The following is a 16,428-nucleotide window of genomic DNA, read 5'->3' as shown; positions in this document are numbered from 1 at the left end:
CGCCGGAGTGCTCAGCGGGCCCCGGGGAGGGTGGCGCGCAGGCGCTCCAGCCGGGCGGCGGCGCGCGCGGCCCAGCCGTCGCGCGGGTTCATCGGCACGGTCACGGTGACCCCGCTCTGCACCGGGTCGCGGACCTCCACCACGAACGGGTCGGCGCCGTACAGCCGGAGGTAGGCGCTGCGGCCCGCCTCGGGCCAGTCGGCGGCCCGCGCGTCCGGCGGGGCGCCGTCCTCCTCGGCGGCGGCGCGCCGTTCGAGCCAGCCGGCCAGGTCCGCCAGGTCGGCATCGGTGAAGTGCACCGGCAGGCGGGCCCGGACGAACCCGGTGTCGATCACCAGCTCGCCCTCGTGCCAGCCGTCCTTCCCCACCCGGTCCAGCTCGACCGTGACGCTCCGCTCCCGGTCCGCGAACCTGACCACGTCCGAATCCGCCATCCCCGCCCCCTCCTCGGTGCCCCGTTCCACGGCATCCTGCCACGGCCGACGGGGCGGCTGCTCAGGAGGCGCGGGCGGCGAGCCGGGCGCGGTAGCGGCGCAGCGCCCGGCGCTGATGCGGCTGTTCGGCGAGCAGGGCGGCGGCCGGGTGGACGCCCGGACGGGGCGCGCCGCCCCGGGACAGCCGGCGCAGCTGGTGGCGGACCTGGGCCATGCTCGCGGCGGAGGCCGGCGGCTTGTCCTTCCACCCCACCGGCCGCATCCGGCGCTCCGCCTCGCCGCCGTCCCGCCGGCGCCCGGGCAGGTCGGGGGTGACCGCGAGCGCGGTGCCCATGCCGACCGGCGCGATCCCCTCGGCCGGCACCTGCTCGGCGGTGGCCCGCCGGGTGACGCCGCCGGTGCGCATCAGCGGCAGCGGGCTGGTGGCGACCAGCTCCCGGGCCGGCTCCAGGAAGTACGCCTCGCGGGCCCGGGTGCGGCCGTCGGCGGCCCGGCCGGTCATCGCCGGGCTCTCGTGGCTGCCGCCGGAGAGTTCGACCAGGTCGACGCCGAGCGGGGCCGGCCGGTCGATCACCCGGCGGGCGTCCGGGGCGTCGAAGCCGCCGCGCTGGAAGTCCGCCGAGTTGAGCTCGACGGCGACGGTGAAGGACGGCGCGACGGCCGCCCGGACGGTGTCCAGCAGCATCCGGGTCCGGTTCTCCAGCGGGCCGCCCCAGGCATCGGTGCGCCGGTTGACCAGCGGCGAGAGGAACTGCGACAGCAGGTAGCCGTGCGCGGCGTGGATCTCCACCCCGTCGAACCCGGCCTGCTCGGCGCGGGCCGCCGTGACGGCGAAGCGCCGTACGGTGGCGGCGATCTGATCGGTCGTCATGGCGCTCGGGTGGCCGAAGCGGCCGCTGTGCTGCCCCAGGGCGACGCCGACGTCGGACGGCCCCGGGCGACGCCGGACAGGTCGGCGGCGACCTGGCGGCCCGGGTGGTTGATCTGCATCCAGACCGCCCCGCCGCCGGACTTGGCGGCTTGCGCCCAGGCCGCGAACGGCTCCAGGGGCGAGGTCTCGTCCAGGACGACGCCGGCCGGGCCGGTCGGCGCCTGCGCGTGCACCATCACGTTGCCGGTGATCAGCAGCCCGGTGCCGCCCGCGGCCCAGCGCCGGTACAGCTCGACCAGCCAGCCAGCCGTCCGGCAGCTGGCCGGGCCCGGCCAGGTTCTCCTCCTTCGCGGCCTTCGCCGTCCGGTTGGGCAGGACCGCCCCGGACGCCAGGTGCAGGGGCGCGAACAGCTCGCCGGTCATCGGACCGCCTTCTTCCTCGACAGGGAATGTGTGTCTGCATTGGGCGAGGGGTGTATGCGGCGCAAATATCGGGTCGGCGGCCCGCGCCGCCGGAGGTCCGGCGCCCCCGCGCCCGCGGGCCTCACCCGCCCCCGGGGCGCAGCCCGGCGATCACCCGGAGCAGGCGGGTCACCGCCGGGTCGGCGTCGGCGCGGTGCACGGCCCGGACGGTGGTCTCCAGGCCGTCGGCGGCGTCCCGCAGCGGGAGCAGGACCGCCTCGTCCGTGAGCCCCCGGGCGCCCACGGGCAGCAGGCTGACGCACCGTCCGGCGGCGACGTGGCTGAGCAGGCCGCTGAGGTCGTCGGCCAGCACGGCGCCCCGGGGGGTGAAACCGGCCCGGTGGCAGGCGAGGTGGACCTGTTCGGCGAGGACCGGCAGGGCGGTGGGGTCGGGCAGGGCGAAGTCCTCGTCGCGCAGCCGGGCCAGCTCGACCCCGTCGGCGCCGGCCAGGCGGTGGCCGAGGGGGACGGCCGCCCCGATCCGCTCGGTGGCCACGACGGTGCTGACCAGGTCGGCGGAGAGCCGGGCCGGGTCGCGCAGGAAGCCGAGGTCGAGCGCGCCGGTCCGCACCTGCTCGGCCACCGCCGACGAGGAGCCGTGCTTGAGGTGGATGCGCAGGCCCGGCAGTTCCTCGGCCGCGGCGCGCAGCACCGCCGGGAGGTAGAGGTGGCTGAGCAGGCTGACGTAGCCGACCAGGACGTCCCCCTCGACGCCGTCGGCGACCCGGCGCACCCGGGCGACCGCGGCGCCCTGCAGGTCGAGCAGCCGTTGCGCGTCGGCGGCGAACACCCGCCCGGCGGCGGTCGGCCGGGCCCCGCCGGGACCGCGGTCCAGCAGGCGCACGCCGAGCATCCGCTCCAGGCGCTGGATCGACTGGCTGAGCGGCGGCTGGCTCATGCCGAGCAGTTCGGCGGCCCGCCCGAAGTGCCCCTCCCGGGCCACGGTGAGGAACTGCTCCAGCAGCCGCCGCGACAGCGCCATATCCTCTGCCCTATCCCTCATGGCACCACCATATATTGGACAGACCTGCCGGTCGGGTGTGGACTGGATCGTGCACGGCCCGTGGAGCGCGGCCGTCGACCCGGCCCCCGTTCGGTCCTGTCGGCTTGTCGCCCCGTCGCACGGCCGCTGAGCTGGAAACCGTTCCGGCGACGGGCCCGGGCCCTTCTGCCCTTCCGACTCTTCTCGAGGTGATCTCCATGGCGGTCGTGACGATCGTCGGTGCCGGTGTGATCGGCGTGTCCTGGGCGCGGCTGTTCGGTGCCGCCGGCTGGGAGGTCCGGGTCAGCGACCCGCGGCCGGACCTGGCCGAGGTGGTGGCCCGCGACCTGGCCGGCCTGGAGGTGACGGCGACCCACGACCTGGCCGCCGCCGCGACCGGCGCGGACTTCGTCCAGGAGGCCGGACCCGAGCGCACCGACATCAAGGAGCAGATGTTCGCCACGCTGGCCGCGCACACGGCCGACGGCGTGGTGCTGGCCTCCTCCTCGTCCTCGCTGCTGCCCTCGGTGATCGCGCGGGGCAACCCGGCGGCGGACCGGATCGTGATCGGGCACCCGTTCAACCCGCCGGAGCTGATGCCGCTGGTGGAGGTGGTGCCCGGCCCGCAGACCTCGGCCGCCACGGTGCAGCGCGCGACCGAGGTCTACCGGGAGCTCGGCAAGCTGCCGATCCGCCTGAAGAAGGAGATCCCCGGCTTCGTCGGCAACCGGCTGCAGAAGGTCTTCAACGACCAGGCGACGTACCTGGTCCAGCAGGGCGTCGTCGACGTCACCGACCTCGACGACCTGGTCCGCGCCTCGCTCGGGCTGCGCTGGGCCACGATCGGCCCGTTCCAGAGCGGCGCCCTCGGCGGCGGCCCGGCCGGCATGCGCCACCTGGTGGAGCACGTCGGCTCCCAGCTCACCTTCGAGATCGGCAGCCCCGACCCGGCCGGGCTCGGCGCCGTCCTCGACGCGGTCGAGGCGGCCTACGGCACCGGCGAGGAGGCCTACCGGAGCCTGGCCGAGCTGCGCGACCGGCGCACCCGGGGCGCCCTCGCCCCGCTGGACTGGCCCGAGCCCCTGGCCGGCGCCGCGGAAGGCGGCCGGAAGTGACCCCCGCGCCCGCGCCGAAGCGCCTGCTGGCCCTGCAGGTCTCCCCGGGCCGGGTACTGGAGATCGACCCCGCCGACGGCCGGGTCCGCACCCTGGTCGAGGACGCCGGGCCCGCCCCCGACGGCGTGGTCGCCGCCGGCGGTGCCGTGTACTGGACCACGATGGGAGAGCCCGACATCGACCCCCGCACACCGGGCGAGCAGGGCTACGACTTCTCCCGGCGCAACGGCGGCGTCCACGTCTGGACCCCCGGAGGCCCGCAGCGCGACCTCCTCCCGCCCGGGGCGATGACCACCGGCAAGCAGCTCACCACCGACGGCGCGGGCACCCTGTACTGGTGCGACCGCGAGGGCCACCGGATCAGCCGGGTCCGCACCGACGGCAGCGGCCTGACCGACCTGGTGGTCACGCCCGCCGCGGAGGGGATCATGGGCGAGTGCGTCGGCATCGCCGTCGACCCGGCCCGCGGCCACCTCTACTGGACGCAGAAGGGCCCCGCCAAGGGCGGCCGGGGCCGCATCCTGCGGGCCGGCCTGGAGATCCCCGCCGGGCAGAGCGCCGAGCACCGCACCGACATCGAGGTGCTCTGGGACCACCTGCCCGAACCGATCGACCTGCACCTCGACGGCGACACCCTCTACTGGACCGACCGCGGCGCGGCCCCCGACGGCAACACGCTCAACCGGGCGCCACTGCCCGGCCCCGGCGAGTCCGGCACGCCCCCGCAGATCCTGGCCGCCGGCTTCACCGAGGCGATCGGCCTCGCCGTCGACAGCGCCGCCGGCCTCGCCTACGTCGCCGACCTCGGCGGGCACATCCGCGAGGTCCCGCTCCCCGGCGGCCCCGCGGACGGCCGGGCCCCGCGCGAGGTCGTCGCGCTCGGCGTCCCGCTGACCGGCCTGTGCCTGCTGCCCTGACCACCCGCCCGTCGACCACCCGCCCGTCCCCGCCCCGCACCTCCGGAAGGAAGCGCACCGCCATGGCCTTCACCCTCCCCACCCGCATCGAGTCCCGCCCCGTCACCGTGATCGGCGCGGGCACCCTCGGCCGCCGGATCGCCCTGATGTTCGCCACCCGCGGCGGCGAGGTCCGGATCTTCGACCCCAACCGCGCCGTCGCCGAAGAGGCCGTCGCCTACGTCGCCGAGCACATCGCCGAGGTCGCCGCCACCGTCGAGGGCGGCCGGCCCGGCACCGCCGCGGCCCACGACGACCAGGCTGACGCCGTGGCGGGCGCCTGGCTGGTCGTGGAGGCCGTGCCGGAGCACCTCGACCTCAAGAAGCGCGTCTTCGCCGACCTCGACCGGCAGGCCGAGCCCGACGCGATCCTGGCCAGCAACTCCTCCTCGTACCCGACCAGCCAGTTCGTCGACGGCGTCACCCACGTCGAACGCGTCGTCAACATGCACTTCTACATGCCGCCGCAGCAGAACGCCGTCGACCTGATGTCCGACGGGAAGACCGACCCGGCGGTGCTGGCCTTCCTCCAGGAGGAACTGCCCAAGTACGGCGTCTTCCCGTTCGTGGCCCACAAGGAGTCGACCGGCTTCATCTTCAACCGCATCTGGGCCGCCATCAAGCGCGAGGCGCTGGCCGTGGTCGCCGAAGGCGTCTCCACCCCGCAGGACGTCGACCGGATGTGGCAGATCAACATGGGCCTGAAGGCCGGCCCGTTCCGGATGATGGACCAGGTCGGCCTCGACGTGGTGCTCGACATCGAGAACCACTACGCCGCCGAGAACCCGCACCTCCCCGAGGGGCCGCGCGAACTGCTCCGGAGCTACGTCGACGCCGGCCACCTCGGCGTCAAGACCGGCCGGGGCTTCTACGACGACTACCCCACCCCCGCCGCGTAGCCCCCGCACCCGGTCAGGTCGCCCGCGTCGCCCGGCGGACGCGGGCGACGCGCAGGCCGAGGGTGGTGCCGAGGACGGTGCCGAAGCCGAGGGCGGCGGTGGTCAGCAGCGCCCCGGCGAAGCCCGCGCCCGCGCCGCCCGTGCGGGCGGCCGCCGCGGCGAGCGACTGGAAGACCGCCGGGCCGGGCAGCAGGGCGCCGGTGATCCCGCAGAGGATCATCACCGTGGGGGTGAGGTGCAGGCGCCGGGCGGCCAGCGTCGCCACCAGGGCGAGGACCGCCGAGGCGCAGAACGCGGTCGGCGCGGCCGGGACCGCGAAGCCGTTGTGCAGGACCAGGTTCGCCGCCCCGGCGACCAGCCCGGCCGCGACGGCGGGCACCAGCAGCCGCGGTCCGCCCCCGTTGAACGCCGCGTTGCCCGCCGCCCCGACGGCGGAGGCCAGCAGCACCACCGGCGGGGTCAGCGCCACGAAGTGCACGTACTGGGCGCCGTCGGCCCAGTTCCGCACCGCCAGCCCGGCCAGCGCGACACCGCCCAGCAGCCCCGCGAACAGGGCGGCCACCGTGATCATCCGGCTCGCCGCCATCAGCGTGTACCCGTTCACCGCGTCCTCGGCCAGCGACACCACCGACAGGATCGGCAGCAGCAGCACCAGCACCGCCGCGGCCGCCGCCACCGCCTCGCGCCCCGTCAGCACCCCCGTCTGCAGCAGCAGCGCGCACGCCAGCACGGCCAGCGCGCCCTGGGCGGCCGTCAGGTAACAGGCCTGCAACCCCGCCCGGCCCAGCAGCCACCCCAGCCGCCCGGACAGCAACTGCAGCACGAACGCCGTCAGCACCGCGTCCGCCTTGCCCCCGGCCTGCAGCGCGATGGACGCCGCCAGGGTCGCCCCGCCCAGCGCGGTGGCCAGCCACGGCCGCCGCGAGCGCCGCTCCGACTCCGCCAGGAGCGCCTCGGCCCGGGCCAGTGGCAGCCGCCCCGAGCGCACCCGCAGCACCAGCCGGTACAGCGCGTTCAGCCCGTCCAGGGACCGGCTCTCGTCGGTCCGGGTGACCCGGGTCATGGTCAACGGCAGGCCCGCCGCCGGGCAGTGGTGGAGGGTGATCGTCCGCGCCGTGATGTCCGTCTCCAGGCCGTCGTCCAGGCCGTAGGCGACGGCCACCGCGGAGAGCGCGGCGTCCACCGCACTGGTCTCCGCCCCGGCCTCGAAGAGCCGCTGCCCCAGCGCCAGGGCGAAGCCCATCACCTCCTCGGCCGCCGCCGGGCCGGCCACGGGCTCCGTCCGTGCACCCCTGTCGCCGCCGTTCACCGCACCACCCGCACCCTCCGCCGGAACGGTCCCTGCGCGGCCGCCCGGTCCGCGCCCCGCCGAAGGAGAGCGTAGGGGCGGCGGGCCCCCGGATCCGGCAACGACGTACCGGGCGGGGCGCGTCGACCCGGTCGCGGGGCCGTTCGGCGACGGTGCCGTCCGGTGACGGGGCCGTTCGGTGGCGGGGATAGAGTGCTGCGTCACCGAACCACCGGGGGATCACCGTGCGTCGCGCACCCGTCGGCACCGCCGTCACCGCCCTGCTGCTCGCTGCCGCCGCCACCGGCTGCACCGGGTCGGCGGGCCCCGCCCGGGACGCGGCCGGGCCGGGGCCCGCTGGTGCGTCCACGACCGCCGCCGCGAGCCCGTCCGGGGCCGCGGGCCGGGCCGGGACGGCGGCGCCGCCGGTGCGGGTGCCGGACGGCAGCATCACCGTCGCGTTCGCCGGGGACGTGCACTTCGAGGGCCGCTCGGCCGCCCGGCTCGCCGCGCCCGCCGCCGAGACCGCGCTCGGCCCGATCGCCGCGACGCTGTCCGCCGCCGACCTCGCGGTGCTCAACCTGGAGAGCGCGATCACCGCCCGGGGGAAGCCCGAACCCAAGCTGTACACCTTCCGCACCGGCCCCGAGGCGCTGACCGCGCTCAAGGACGCCGGCGTCGACGTGGTCTCGCAGGCCAACAACCACGCCGTCGACTACGGCCCCGACGGCCTCGCCGACACCCTCGCCGCGAAGGCCGCCGCCCCGCTCGCCGTGATCGGCATCGGCAAGGACGCCAAGGAGGCGTACGCGCCGTACGTCACCACGGTGCGCGGCGTGAAGGTCGCCGTGCTGGCAGCCAGTCAGATCGAGGACCTGACCAACCAGAAGTGGCGGGCCGGCGACCGCAAGCCCGGCATCGCCTCCGCCCTGGACGAGGCCGCGCTGGTCCGCGCCGTCACCGCCGCCAAGGCCCAGGCCCCCGTGGTCCTCGTCTACCTGCACTGGGGCGACGAGGGCAAGGCCTGCCCGACCGCCGCCCAGACCAGGATCGCCAAGAAGGCCGCCGCCGCCGGGGCGACCGCCGTGGTCGGCACCCACGCGCACACCATGCTCGGCTCCGGCATGCTCGGGAACACCTACGTGGCGTACGGCTACGGCAACTTCCTCTGGTACGGCACCTCCGACTACACCGCCTCCGACGAGACCGGTGTCGCCACCCTCACCATCACCGGCGAGGGCAAGGTCACCGGCGAGACCTTCACCCCCGCGCACATCGACGGCCGGGGCGTGCCCGTCCCGCAGACCGGGGACGCGGCGAAGGCCGCCCTGCAACGGCGGGACGGCCTTCGGAACTGCACCGGACTGGCCGCCGTCCCCGGTGTTCCCGGTGTTCCCGGTGTTCCTGGTGTTCCCGGGTGACGGCGGTCGGTCCGCGAGGGCGTCAGCCCAGGTTCAGCACCTGGCCGGGCCGGATCAGGTCCGGGTTCTCGCCCACCACCTGCTGGTTGGTCTTGTAGAGCTCGGACCAACCGCCGTCCACCTGCTGGCTCTTGGCGATCCCGATCAGGGTGTCGCCCGGGCCCACCGTGTACGGCGCGGCGGGGGCGGGGGTGGCGCTCGGCGGGGCGGCGGCCGCCTGGGCCGGGGCTGCGGCCGCCGGGGTGGTGGTGGGTGCGGCGGCCGGGGCGGTGCTGCCCGCGGTCGGTGACGGGGCGTCGGACACGGCGTCGGACGGCGCGGCCGGGGTGGTCGGAGTGGTGCCGGGGATGAGCGGGGTGCCGCCGTTCCCGTTGCTCCCGTGGTTTCCGTTGTTCCCCTGGCCGCCCTGGGAGCCGTCGTTGCCGGTTCCGGGCGTGGTGCCGGGCGTGCCGGGCGTCGTCGGGCTCGGCGTGGCGGTCGGGTCGGTCGGCGCCACCGGGAGGCCGGGGAGGCTCGGCAGGACCGGGGTGCTCGGGTCGGCCGGGACGGTGGGGGAGACCGGCGTGGTCGGGGTGGTCGGCGCGGCCGGGGCGGTCGGCGACGGCGTGGCGGTGGGCGCGACCGGCTGAGGGTGCGTCAGCTGCAGGTAGCGCTCGTACAGGCTCTGGTGACTGGTCCAGAACCAGCCGCCGTTCTTCTCGTACCAGTACACCTGGTACACCGGGTCGTACCCCGGCAGGCCGGAGAAGACCGGCGCGCCCGCCTGGCCCGGCCGGGTGCCGTCCGCGGCCGTGTCGACGGCGGCGGCGCCCCGGGCCCCGCGCAGCGAACCCGTCTCGTCCGCCGAGTCGTTGTCGTCCACGACACCCGGCGCGGAGGCCACGTCCAGGCCCGCGCCGTCGGCGCAGGAGGACCAGGCCGACGGGCCCTCGGTGGCGAGGATGCGCTCGGCGACGGCGATCTGCTGGCTGCGGCTGGCCGCGTTCGGCAGCGCCGCGTACGAGGTGCCGCCGTAGTCGGCCCAGCGCTGGGCGTTGATCTGGAGACCGCCGTACAGGCCGTTGCCCTGGTCGGAACCCCAGTTGCCGCCGCTCTCGCAGTCGGCGACCCGGTCCCAGACCGCGCTCGGCGCGGCGTGCGCGCCGGTGGCGGCGAGCAGTGGCATGGCGATGCCGAGACCGGCCACGCCGGCCGCGGCGAGCGCGCGCTCGGCCGCCTTCTCCGCCTGGCCCTGCCGGCGGTGGCGCCCCGAACCCGTGAAGAGCATGCGAGATCCTCTCCGTACGCCTGCGAGGTGAGCTGTCGGGTTCGGACCGGGAGGGAGGTCCGGCCGCCGCGCCCCGGACGGAACCGGTGCGGACGACTTCACCCCGAGCCGCGGGGACGGCAACAAACCTGGTTCCCCCACCCCTGTCCAAGGGTTGTGGTGGTCGACCCGGCAGCACGGTGGACAGGGCTCGGCGTGTCCGCGCGCGGGGCCCGACGGTGCGGGCTGGAAGGAACCCTATTCACTCGAACGCGTCAATCACAAGCGCGTCGCGCTGACATCACGCAACCGTCACGCCCCGCCCCGGCCGGTCCGTGAACGACCTGTTGACGCTCCGTCGGCACACCACAGGCCCGCGCCGCCGCCGATCAGCAGGGGCAGCGTGTACAGCACGGCACCCATCGCCGCCAGGCCGGAGAGCGTGAGCAGTGCGTCGATCACCCCGGCCTCGTGGAGGTCGCCCGTCACGGCGACGGCCAGGGGAATCGCCCCGACCCCGGCCCCGGCCGCCAGCCCCAGGGCCACCCCGGAGCGCCACCGGCCGAGCAGGAACCCCAGCGGGAGTGCCGGGAGGGGGCCGAGCAGCAGCAAGTACGCCGACGACCCGCTGTACGTCCCCGCCAGAGCCGCCATCAGCCACGCGACCACCAGCCCCCGCCAGGGTGCTCCGCGCCACCCGCTGCTGCCGTTCCCCATCGCTGCCCCCCTGGCCGTTCCTACGGTTCGTGGGCGACAGTGTGGCATACATTTGAACGCGTTCAGTTGTTGGGGTGCGGATCTGCTCCCGCTCGAAACGGTGAACTTCCCGGACGGCGCGGTCGGGAGCGGTGCCCGGGGGAGGAGAATCGGGCGGGCGAAGAGCAGCGGAGGTGCGCCATGAGTACGGCAGCCCACGTCCCTCGGGACTACGGCGTCACTGATCCGGAGCGGGCCCTGAAGTACGCGGTCCAGCACGTCGCGGGGGACCGCGCGGAGGTCGTCGAGGGAGTCATCGCCCCCGTGGCGCGGTCCTGGGCGCACGAGAGCGCCGCCGAAGTGGTGCGTCGGCAGATCGCGCCGCGGCTGGAGGAGTTGGGGCTGGTCCCCGGTTCGGGGAACCTCGACCTGCCCGGCAGTGAGAACTGGTTCATTCCCGATCTGGCGGTGGTCCCGGCCGAGTTGGCGGTGAAGACCGAGGGGGCGCTGCTGCCGGAGCAGACCCTGTTGGTGGTCGAGGTCACCTCGCCGTCGAACGGGGAGCCGGACCGGACGGTCAAGCGGCGGCGGTACGGACAGTACGGGGCACCGGTCTACCTCCTGGTGGACCGGCAGTTGCGGGAGTGCACCGTCTTCTCCGGGCCGGGGCGGCTGGGGTACGAGGAGGTGGACGGGCCGCATCCGTTCGGACGGGGCGTGCGGCTGCCCGCGCCGTTCGACCTGGAGCTGGACACCGGCCGGTTCTGACGGGCGGGGTGGCTCAGGCGGTGTCGACCGGGGCCGGGCGGAGGAGTTCGACGGGGGCGTCGGTGCCGTCGGTGCCGTCGTCCCAGAGGCGGGCGCCGGTGGTGTCGGCGAGGTGCCAGCGGCCGTCGACCAGGGCCAGCGAGTAGGAGGGGTCCTGGGGGTCGACGTCGGTGAAGGCCGGGTCGGTGCCGCACAGGACGTCCACGGCGAGGCGTCGGGCGAGGTGTTCGGCGAGGCGCAGGTCGGGGTGCGGGCCCAGGTCGCAGGCGTGGGTGTGGACCACGAGGCCGAGCGGCCAGGCCGGGTCCGCGGTGGGCTCCAGGGTCGCCCACAGGCTCCCCGGGTCCGCCGGGACGTCGGCGCCCGGCGGCTGCACCACGAGGTGCGCGCCGGGCGGCAGCAGGTCCGCGAGGGCGGCGGTCGTCTCGGCGACGGTGAGCCCCCGGGACACGGTGAGGCTGAACACGACGGTCATCCCACCACGTGGGAGGGGTGCGGCTTCGGTAAAGCAGAGGTAATGGGGGCGGAGCTGGTGCGGCGGATGTCCTCGACGCGCTGGCAGACTCGCGGACTCGATGGTCATACGAACTGTGGGGGTTGTCGTGCGCGTGGTGAGACCGCTGGCCGTGATCGCGCTGGCCGGGACCGGGCTGTCGGGCCTGGCGGCCTGCGGGTCGGACCCGGAGCCGGCGAAGGGGGCGTCCGCTCCGGCGGCCTCGGCCCCGGCGTCCGCCGCGGTCGCCCTGCAGAGCCTGCCGGTGGAGGAGATCGTGGCCCGGACGCGGGCCGCCGGCGAGCAGTTGATGAGCACGACGTACACGGTCTCCATGCCCGGACACCCCGAGGGAGCGCTCACCGGCACCTTCGCCGGGGACAGCGTCCGGGGCTGCAGGGGTGGTTACCGCAACGAGGGCAAGGGTTCGGCGGAGATCCTCCGGACCAACGCGGAGGCGTGGTTGAAGCCCGACGCGGACCTGGTGAAGGCGGCCCCGGAGATCGCCCCCGCCGCGGCGGCCGGCAAGTGGATCCGGCTCCCGGCGGACAACTACAACAACCCCAAGAGCTTCGTCTCCTTCTGCGACCTCGGCATGGCCGTCCAGAAGCAGGTCGGCCTGAACACCGACGGCACCGTCGGTCGGAACCTCGCCAAGGCGGGCACCCGGCAGGTCGGCGGGGTCGCGGCCGTCCTCGTGACGATGACCGACGAGGACGGCACGCCGGTGACGTACGCCATCGCCACCGAGGGCAGCCCCCGGGTGCTGTCGGCGGACAGCGGGCCGGGGCAGATGGTCCTCACCTTCACCGGCTTCGACCAGAAGGTCGAAACCGCCCTGCCGCCCGCCGGGCAGGTCTTCCAGGGCTGACCGGCGCGGTGGTGCCCGGTGGTGCCCGGTGGTGCCCGGTGGTCAGGGGCGGCGGTTGTTGCGGCGGACCAGCCAGATCACCAGGGCGATCACTGCGGCGACCACGAGCAGCAGCACGATCAGGCCGATCAGGCCGCCCTTGGACTTCTTCTTCTTTTTCTTGTCCTTGCTCTTGGCGAGGTGGACCGGGGTCTGCTCGCGCTGCCCGGCGGTGTCCCGGGCCTGGGTGCCCGCCGCCGGGGCCTGCTGCACGGGGCCGGCGGCGGTCGTGACCGTGACCGCGGTGGGGCGCGGTGCGGCTGCGGCCGGGCCGGTGGTGAGGGCGGTGGTGCCGCCGGCCAGGGCCAGGGCGAGCAGTACTCCGGCCAGACGTGTTCTCATCGGTTCGACCCCGTTCCCGCCAGGCCCTCGCGGCCCGCGACCGGCTCACTGTGACAGTCGTCGAATGCCCCGCGACAGGGGAAGGATGCCGTCCGTTCCCGGACTGTGACGGTGTAACGGGAGTGCGCCGACGGCGTCCCGGGGCGGTCCGCCGACGGTGCGTCAGGCGGTCTGCGGGGAAAGGCGGTCGGCCGTCGAGGGCCCGGGAAACGGGCATTGGCGGCGTTGCGGATAAATCGCGCGACAAAGGGTTGGTGGAGCTTCTAGCATCGCGGTGCTCGATGTGACCGGTGGTGTACGGAGGTTGTCCATGGCGGGGCTGGTGCCGGAGGTGCTCCGGGCCGAGCGGCAGTTCGCCCGGCTGTTCGTCGGGCAGTCGCTGTCGGCGCTGGGCGACCGGGTGACGTTCGTCGCGCTGCCGTTCGCGGTGGTGTCGATCGGCGGCTCGGCCGCGGACGTCGGGCTGGTGGTCTCCGCCGGGCTGATACCCCTGTTGGTGTTCACCCTGGTCGGCGGTGTCTGGGCGGACCGGCTGCCCCGCCAGTGGATCATGCTGGCCTCGGACGTCGTGCGGTGCGTCGTGCAGGCCGTCCTCGCCGTGCTGCTGCTCACCGGCCACGCCGGGGTCTGGACGATGGCGGCGCTGACGGCCGTGTACGGCCTCGCCGAAGCCTTCTTCCTGCCCGCCTCGATGGGCCTGCTGCCCCTGCTGGTGCCCGTCGACCGGTTGCGGGAGGCGAACGCGCTGCGCGGCTTCGTGCAGTCGGCCGGCCTGGTGCTGGGGCCGGGGCTGGCGGCCGTGCTGGTGGCCACCGTCGGCCCCGGCGGGGCCCTGGCGGTGGACGCGGTGAGCTTCGCGGCCAGCGCGCTGGTGCTGGCCCGGCTCGGCCCGGTGGCCGGCAGCGGCGCGGCAGGGGCGGAGGAGCGGCCGGGGTTCCTGGCCGAACTGCGGGTCGGCTGGCGGGAGGTCAGCGGCCGGACGTGGGTCTGGTCGGGCATGCTGGCGATGGCGGCCTACCACATGGTGGTGCTGCCCTCGGTGTTCGTGCTGGGCCCGGTGCTGGCCGACCGCCAGTGGGGCGGCGCCGGGGCCTGGGCGCTGGTGACGGCCGCGTTCGGCGTCGGTTCGATCGTCGGCGACGTGTGCGCCTACCGGCTGAGACCGGCCCGGCCGATGGCGGTGGCGGCCGGGGCACTGGCGGTGGCCTCCTGCCAGGCGCTGATCATCGGATCGGGCGCGCCGGTCGCGGTGATCGCCGCGCTGGAGGCCGTCACGGGCGTCGGCGTCGCCCTCTGCTACGTGCTGTGGGAGACCTCGCTGCAGGTGCACATACCGGAGCGGGTGCTCTCCCGGGTCAGCTCCTACGACAACCTGGTCGCGGTGGCGCTGATGCCCGTGGGCGTCATGCTGGCCGGCCCGCTCTCCGACGCCCTCGGTCTGCGGCCCACCCTGTTCGGGATGACGGCCCTCGCCGTCCCGGTCGCGCTCGCCCTGCTGGCGCTGCCTGCCGTCCGCCGCTTGCCCGCGCAGGCGGTTCCGGAGGCCGCTCCGGAGGCGGTGGCCCCGACGGCCGAGCCGATACCCGGGCCGGCCCCAGCCGCCCCGGCCGTCGGGGTGTGACGCCCGGGGCCGGCCGGTGGTGACGATCCGTCAGGGCGGGCCCGGGCGAGGCCGGTCAGCGGTAGTCGCAGAGGTACGCGGTGTCGGTCTCGACCTTCAGCCGGAAGCGGCTGTCGCCGGGGACGTCGAACCGGGTGCCCGCGCCGAAGGTCTCCCAGGCGTCCGAGCCGGGCAGCTGCACCGTCAGGGCGCCGCTGATCACGTGCATGCTCTCCGGGGCGCCGGTGCCGAACTCGTACTCGCCCGGGGCCATCACGCCGACCGTCGCCGGGCCCTCGGCGGAGGTGAAGGCGATCGACTTGACCGTGCCGTCGAAGTATTCGTGGACCTTGAACATGCGCGTTGCTCCAGAGCAGCGGGGGAGGGGGCGCCGATCGGCGACCGGCCCGGAGAGTAGCCGCCCGGGGCGCCGCGCCGCCGGGGCGTCCGCCGGTTGGTCAGGGCGCGGTCGGCCCCGGCCCGAACCGGGCGCGCAGCGCGGCGAGTTCGGCGGGCCGCGCGCCGTGGGCGCGCAGGTGCGCGTCGACCGTGCCGTGCTGGGCGCGGACGGAGAGCAGGGCGCGCCGCAGGTGCCCGGCGGCCACCGGCCGGGTGGCGTGGCCGCCCCCGCCCCCGCCCCCGCCGCCGGTGCGCGGGCCGACGGCGCTGCCCGGGGTCGGGGCCGGGGCCAGGTTCGAGGTCGGGGCCGGTTCCGGGGTCAGGCCGAGTGCGGTGTTGGAGCGCAGGAAGTCGGCCAGTACCTCCTGCTCGTCCGCGCCGAGCAGGGTCTGCAGCAGGGCGATCACCACGCCGGTGCGGTCCTTGCCGGAGGCGCAGTGCACCAGCACCGCACCGCCGTCGGCCGAGCCCAGCAGCCGGACGGCGGCGGCAGCCGGGCGGCCCGCCAGCTCGGCCATCAGCGGGTACAGCTCGGCCTGTTCGGTCGGCCAGCGCTGCTCGGCGAACACCGGGACGTGCAGGTGCCGGATTCCGCTGCCCGCGCCGAGCGGGCCGGAGAACGGGGCGCCGGTGCCCAGCGCGTCCGGCCGGGCCGCGAGTTCCGGCGCGCTGCGCAGGTCCAGCACCGTGCGGACGCCCAGGGAGTGCAGGGCCCGCAGCCCGGCGGGGGGCAACCCGTCCAGCGCGGCCGAGCGGTAGAGCACGCCGGTCGGCAGCGCCCCGATCCCGCCCGCGTCCCGCAGGTTGCGCACCCCGGAAACGGGTCCGTTCGCCGGCGCTGCCGGTTCGTCCACGATCATGCGGGTCATCCTAGGCGGCGCCCACGGCGAGCAGGTCCGGGCAGGTCAGGAGATGGTCAGCAGGACGGGGGTGTGCTCGCGGATCGACCTGCCCTCCGTCTCCACGGACACGCTCGCCGAGGCCGAGTAGACGGTGGGGAACGGGACGTCGACCGTCGGGGGTTTTTCGAGGTCGCCGCACAACCCCGGGTACTCCAGCGCGGCGCTGTGCACGTACGGCCCGTCCGCCAGGTCGGCGACAGCGGCGGCGGTCAGTCCGCGCTGGATCAGGTAGTCCGTCATCGTGGCGCGGTCGCTGCGGAAGGAGATGGCCACCTGGAGGCGCCCGGTGTCGGGGTTGCGGCGGACCAGGTAGTGGAGGTCCTCCGCCTTGGCGGGGAAGGGCAGGGAGGTCTCGGCGAGGGCGCGGTCCAGTGGGAGGTCGGTGCCCGCGCAGGCGCGGGAGTCGCCGAACGGCGGCCCCTCGGCCGTCGCCCAGTGCCCCACCCAGGCGCCCGCCCCCGCGACGGTCAGCAGCAGGGCCAGGCCGACCACCCACCGCACTATCCGCCCGCTCGCCTCCGGCACCGTCAACCCCCCGTTTGTGTACGGCAGTTCGGAACAACGAACGGGAGGCTAGCACGGGCCCGACCGCCCCCGGCCCGGATCGCGGAGACCGGGGCCGGTGGCGGTGGCGGGTCGGCGGG

19 protein-coding genes and 1 riboswitch are annotated in these 16,428 nt (G+C 75.5%); of the genes, 7 read left to right on the top strand and 12 right to left on the bottom strand.

Features of this window, described 5'->3' with window-relative positions:
• Nucleotides 1-11 precede the first annotated feature (11 nt).
• From ACIOHG_RS10930 to ACIOHG_RS10915, 4 genes are all read right to left on the bottom strand, one after another.
• A complete protein-coding gene (locus tag ACIOHG_RS10930; RefSeq protein WP_400948102.1) occupies nt 12-434 on the bottom strand; it encodes a DUF5959 family protein in 423 nt (140 codons plus the stop codon).
• Between the two features lie 61 nt (nt 435-495).
• Nucleotides 496-1,344, bottom strand: a complete 849-nt coding sequence (locus tag ACIOHG_RS10925; RefSeq protein WP_400948499.1) for a 2,4-dienoyl-CoA reductase — start codon at nt 1,342-1,344, stop codon at nt 496-498.
• On the bottom strand, nt 1,302-1,541 hold the full coding sequence (locus ACIOHG_RS10920; protein ID WP_400948514.1) for a hypothetical protein: 240 nt from the start codon (nt 1,539-1,541) through the stop codon (nt 1,302-1,304). Before ACIOHG_RS10920 ends, ACIOHG_RS10925 begins: the two co-directional genes overlap by 43 nt.
• A 308-nt stretch (nt 1,542-1,849) precedes the next feature.
• Nucleotides 1,850-2,749 (bottom strand): LysR family transcriptional regulator, encoded by a 900-nt coding sequence (locus ACIOHG_RS10915; protein ID WP_400948099.1) that lies wholly within the window; start codon nt 2,747-2,749, stop codon nt 1,850-1,852.
• A gap of 218 nt (nt 2,750-2,967) precedes the next feature.
• Here ACIOHG_RS10915 and ACIOHG_RS10910 point away from each other — a divergent pair, with 218 nt between their 5' ends.
• The 3 genes from ACIOHG_RS10910 (at nt 2,968) to ACIOHG_RS10900 (ending at nt 5,719) form a co-directional block, all read left to right on the top strand.
• Nucleotides 2,968-3,864 carry a 3-hydroxyacyl-CoA dehydrogenase NAD-binding domain-containing protein gene (locus ACIOHG_RS10910; protein ID WP_400948097.1) on the top strand — a complete coding sequence of 299 codons (897 nt, stop codon included), beginning with the start codon at nt 2,968-2,970 and terminating at the stop codon, nt 3,862-3,864.
• Nucleotides 3,861-4,781, top strand: a complete 921-nt coding sequence (locus ACIOHG_RS10905; RefSeq protein ID WP_400948094.1) for a hypothetical protein — start codon at nt 3,861-3,863, stop codon at nt 4,779-4,781. Before ACIOHG_RS10910 ends, ACIOHG_RS10905 begins: the two co-directional genes overlap by 4 nt.
• A 62-nt stretch (nt 4,782-4,843) precedes the next feature.
• On the top strand, nt 4,844-5,719 hold the full coding sequence (locus ACIOHG_RS10900) for a 3-hydroxyacyl-CoA dehydrogenase family protein (protein WP_400948091.1): 876 nt from the start codon (nt 4,844-4,846) through the stop codon (nt 5,717-5,719).
• Between the two features lie 13 nt (nt 5,720-5,732).
• Here the strand turns inward: ACIOHG_RS10900 and ACIOHG_RS10895 are convergent, their stop codons facing one another.
• Entirely contained in the window at nt 5,733-6,992 is a 1,260-nt protein-coding gene (locus ACIOHG_RS10895) for a threonine/serine exporter family protein (protein ID WP_400948089.1), read from the bottom strand.
• Between the two features lie 260 nt (nt 6,993-7,252).
• Here ACIOHG_RS10895 and ACIOHG_RS10890 point away from each other — a divergent pair, with 260 nt between their 5' ends.
• Entirely contained in the window at nt 7,253-8,428 is a 1,176-nt protein-coding gene (locus ACIOHG_RS10890; protein WP_400948086.1) for a CapA family protein, read from the top strand.
• A gap of 22 nt (nt 8,429-8,450) precedes the next feature.
• Here ACIOHG_RS10890 and ACIOHG_RS10885 read toward each other — a convergent pair whose 3' ends face one another.
• Both ACIOHG_RS10885 and ACIOHG_RS10880 read right to left on the bottom strand, forming a co-directional pair.
• Nucleotides 8,451-9,695 (bottom strand): transglycosylase family protein, encoded by a 1,245-nt coding sequence (locus ACIOHG_RS10885; RefSeq protein ID WP_400948083.1) that lies wholly within the window; start codon nt 9,693-9,695, stop codon nt 8,451-8,453.
• A 3-nt stretch (nt 9,696-9,698) separates the two neighbouring features.
• Nucleotides 9,699-9,867: riboswitch (cyclic di-AMP (ydaO/yuaA leader) on the bottom strand.
• Nucleotides 9,868-9,986: 119 nt separating this feature from the next.
• On the bottom strand, nt 9,987-10,391 hold the full coding sequence (locus ACIOHG_RS10880) for a hypothetical protein (RefSeq protein ID WP_400948080.1): 405 nt from the start codon (nt 10,389-10,391) through the stop codon (nt 9,987-9,989).
• Nucleotides 10,392-10,571: 180 nt separating this feature from the next.
• Between ACIOHG_RS10880 and ACIOHG_RS10875 the strand changes: the two genes are divergently transcribed.
• Nucleotides 10,572-11,138, top strand: a complete 567-nt coding sequence (locus tag ACIOHG_RS10875; protein ID WP_400948077.1) for a Uma2 family endonuclease — start codon at nt 10,572-10,574, stop codon at nt 11,136-11,138.
• A gap of 13 nt (nt 11,139-11,151) precedes the next feature.
• On the opposite strand, the gene ACIOHG_RS10870 is transcribed toward ACIOHG_RS10875, so the two are convergent.
• Nucleotides 11,152-11,613 carry a hypothetical protein gene (locus ACIOHG_RS10870; RefSeq protein ID WP_400948075.1) on the bottom strand — a complete coding sequence of 154 codons (462 nt, stop codon included), beginning with the start codon at nt 11,611-11,613 and terminating at the stop codon, nt 11,152-11,154.
• A gap of 127 nt (nt 11,614-11,740) precedes the next feature.
• Between ACIOHG_RS10870 and ACIOHG_RS10865 the strand changes: the two genes are divergently transcribed.
• Nucleotides 11,741-12,502, top strand: coding sequence for a hypothetical protein (locus ACIOHG_RS10865; RefSeq protein ID WP_400948072.1), 762 nt, complete (start codon nt 11,741-11,743; stop codon nt 12,500-12,502).
• A 42-nt stretch (nt 12,503-12,544) separates the two neighbouring features.
• Here ACIOHG_RS10865 and ACIOHG_RS10860 read toward each other — a convergent pair whose 3' ends face one another.
• Complete coding sequence (locus tag ACIOHG_RS10860; RefSeq protein WP_400948070.1) at nt 12,545-12,883, bottom strand: hypothetical protein; 339 nt, start codon at nt 12,881-12,883, stop codon at nt 12,545-12,547.
• A gap of 310 nt (nt 12,884-13,193) precedes the next feature.
• On the opposite strand from ACIOHG_RS10860, the gene ACIOHG_RS10855 reads away from it, so the two are divergent.
• A complete protein-coding gene (locus ACIOHG_RS10855) occupies nt 13,194-14,504 on the top strand; it encodes an MFS transporter (RefSeq protein ID WP_400948067.1) in 1,311 nt (436 codons plus the stop codon).
• 55 nt (nt 14,505-14,559) lie between these two features.
• Here the strand turns inward: ACIOHG_RS10855 and ACIOHG_RS10850 are convergent, their stop codons facing one another.
• The 3 genes from ACIOHG_RS10850 to ACIOHG_RS10840 all read right to left on the bottom strand — a co-directional run bounded on the left by ACIOHG_RS10850 (nt 14,560) and on the right by ACIOHG_RS10840 (nt 16,315).
• Entirely contained in the window at nt 14,560-14,841 is a 282-nt protein-coding gene (locus ACIOHG_RS10850) for a pyrimidine/purine nucleoside phosphorylase (RefSeq protein ID WP_400948064.1), read from the bottom strand.
• Between the two features lie 100 nt (nt 14,842-14,941).
• Nucleotides 14,942-15,742 carry a tyrosine-protein phosphatase gene (locus ACIOHG_RS10845; RefSeq protein ID WP_400948062.1) on the bottom strand — a complete coding sequence of 267 codons (801 nt, stop codon included), beginning with the start codon at nt 15,740-15,742 and terminating at the stop codon, nt 14,942-14,944.
• Nucleotides 15,743-15,787: 45 nt separating this feature from the next.
• On the bottom strand, nt 15,788-16,315 hold the full coding sequence (locus tag ACIOHG_RS10840; protein WP_400948060.1) for a hypothetical protein: 528 nt from the start codon (nt 16,313-16,315) through the stop codon (nt 15,788-15,790).
• Nucleotides 16,316-16,428: the final 113 nt, after the last annotated feature.

The organism is Kitasatospora sp. NPDC088134 (genome assembly GCF_044741705.1).
Taxonomy (GTDB): domain Bacteria; phylum Actinomycetota; class Actinomycetes; order Streptomycetales; family Streptomycetaceae; genus Kitasatospora.
This window is presented reverse-complemented; position numbering and strand designations above follow the sequence as displayed.

Bases quoted from the DNA above. Each gene is read 5' to 3' on its own strand.
- ACIOHG_RS10930 (WP_400948102.1), bottom strand. From the start codon at position 434: ATGGCGGATTCGGACGTGGTCAGGTTCGCGGACCGGGAGCGGAGCGTC.
- ACIOHG_RS10920 (WP_400948514.1), bottom strand. From the start codon at position 1,541: ATGGTGCACGCGCAGGCGCCGACCGGCCCGGCCGGCGTCGTCCTGGAC.
- ACIOHG_RS10915 (WP_400948099.1), bottom strand. From the start codon at position 2,749: ATGGCGCTGTCGCGGCGGCTGCTGGAGCAGTTCCTCACCGTGGCCCGG.
- ACIOHG_RS10910 (WP_400948097.1), top strand. From the start codon at position 2,968: ATGGCGGTCGTGACGATCGTCGGTGCCGGTGTGATCGGCGTGTCCTGG.
- ACIOHG_RS10900 (WP_400948091.1), top strand. From the start codon at position 4,844: ATGGCCTTCACCCTCCCCACCCGCATCGAGTCCCGCCCCGTCACCGTG.
- ACIOHG_RS10885 (WP_400948083.1), bottom strand. From the start codon at position 9,695: ATGCTCTTCACGGGTTCGGGGCGCCACCGCCGGCAGGGCCAGGCGGAG.
- ACIOHG_RS10880 (WP_400948080.1), bottom strand. From the start codon at position 10,391: ATGGGGAACGGCAGCAGCGGGTGGCGCGGAGCACCCTGGCGGGGGCTG.
- ACIOHG_RS10875 (WP_400948077.1), top strand. From the start codon at position 10,572: ATGAGTACGGCAGCCCACGTCCCTCGGGACTACGGCGTCACTGATCCG.
- ACIOHG_RS10870 (WP_400948075.1), bottom strand. From the start codon at position 11,613: ATGACCGTCGTGTTCAGCCTCACCGTGTCCCGGGGGCTCACCGTCGCC.
- ACIOHG_RS10860 (WP_400948070.1), bottom strand. From the start codon at position 12,883: ATGAGAACACGTCTGGCCGGAGTACTGCTCGCCCTGGCCCTGGCCGGC.
- ACIOHG_RS10855 (WP_400948067.1), top strand. From the start codon at position 13,194: ATGGCGGGGCTGGTGCCGGAGGTGCTCCGGGCCGAGCGGCAGTTCGCC.
- ACIOHG_RS10850 (WP_400948064.1), bottom strand. From the start codon at position 14,841: ATGTTCAAGGTCCACGAATACTTCGACGGCACGGTCAAGTCGATCGCC.
- ACIOHG_RS10845 (WP_400948062.1), bottom strand. From the start codon at position 15,742: ATGATCGTGGACGAACCGGCAGCGCCGGCGAACGGACCCGTTTCCGGG.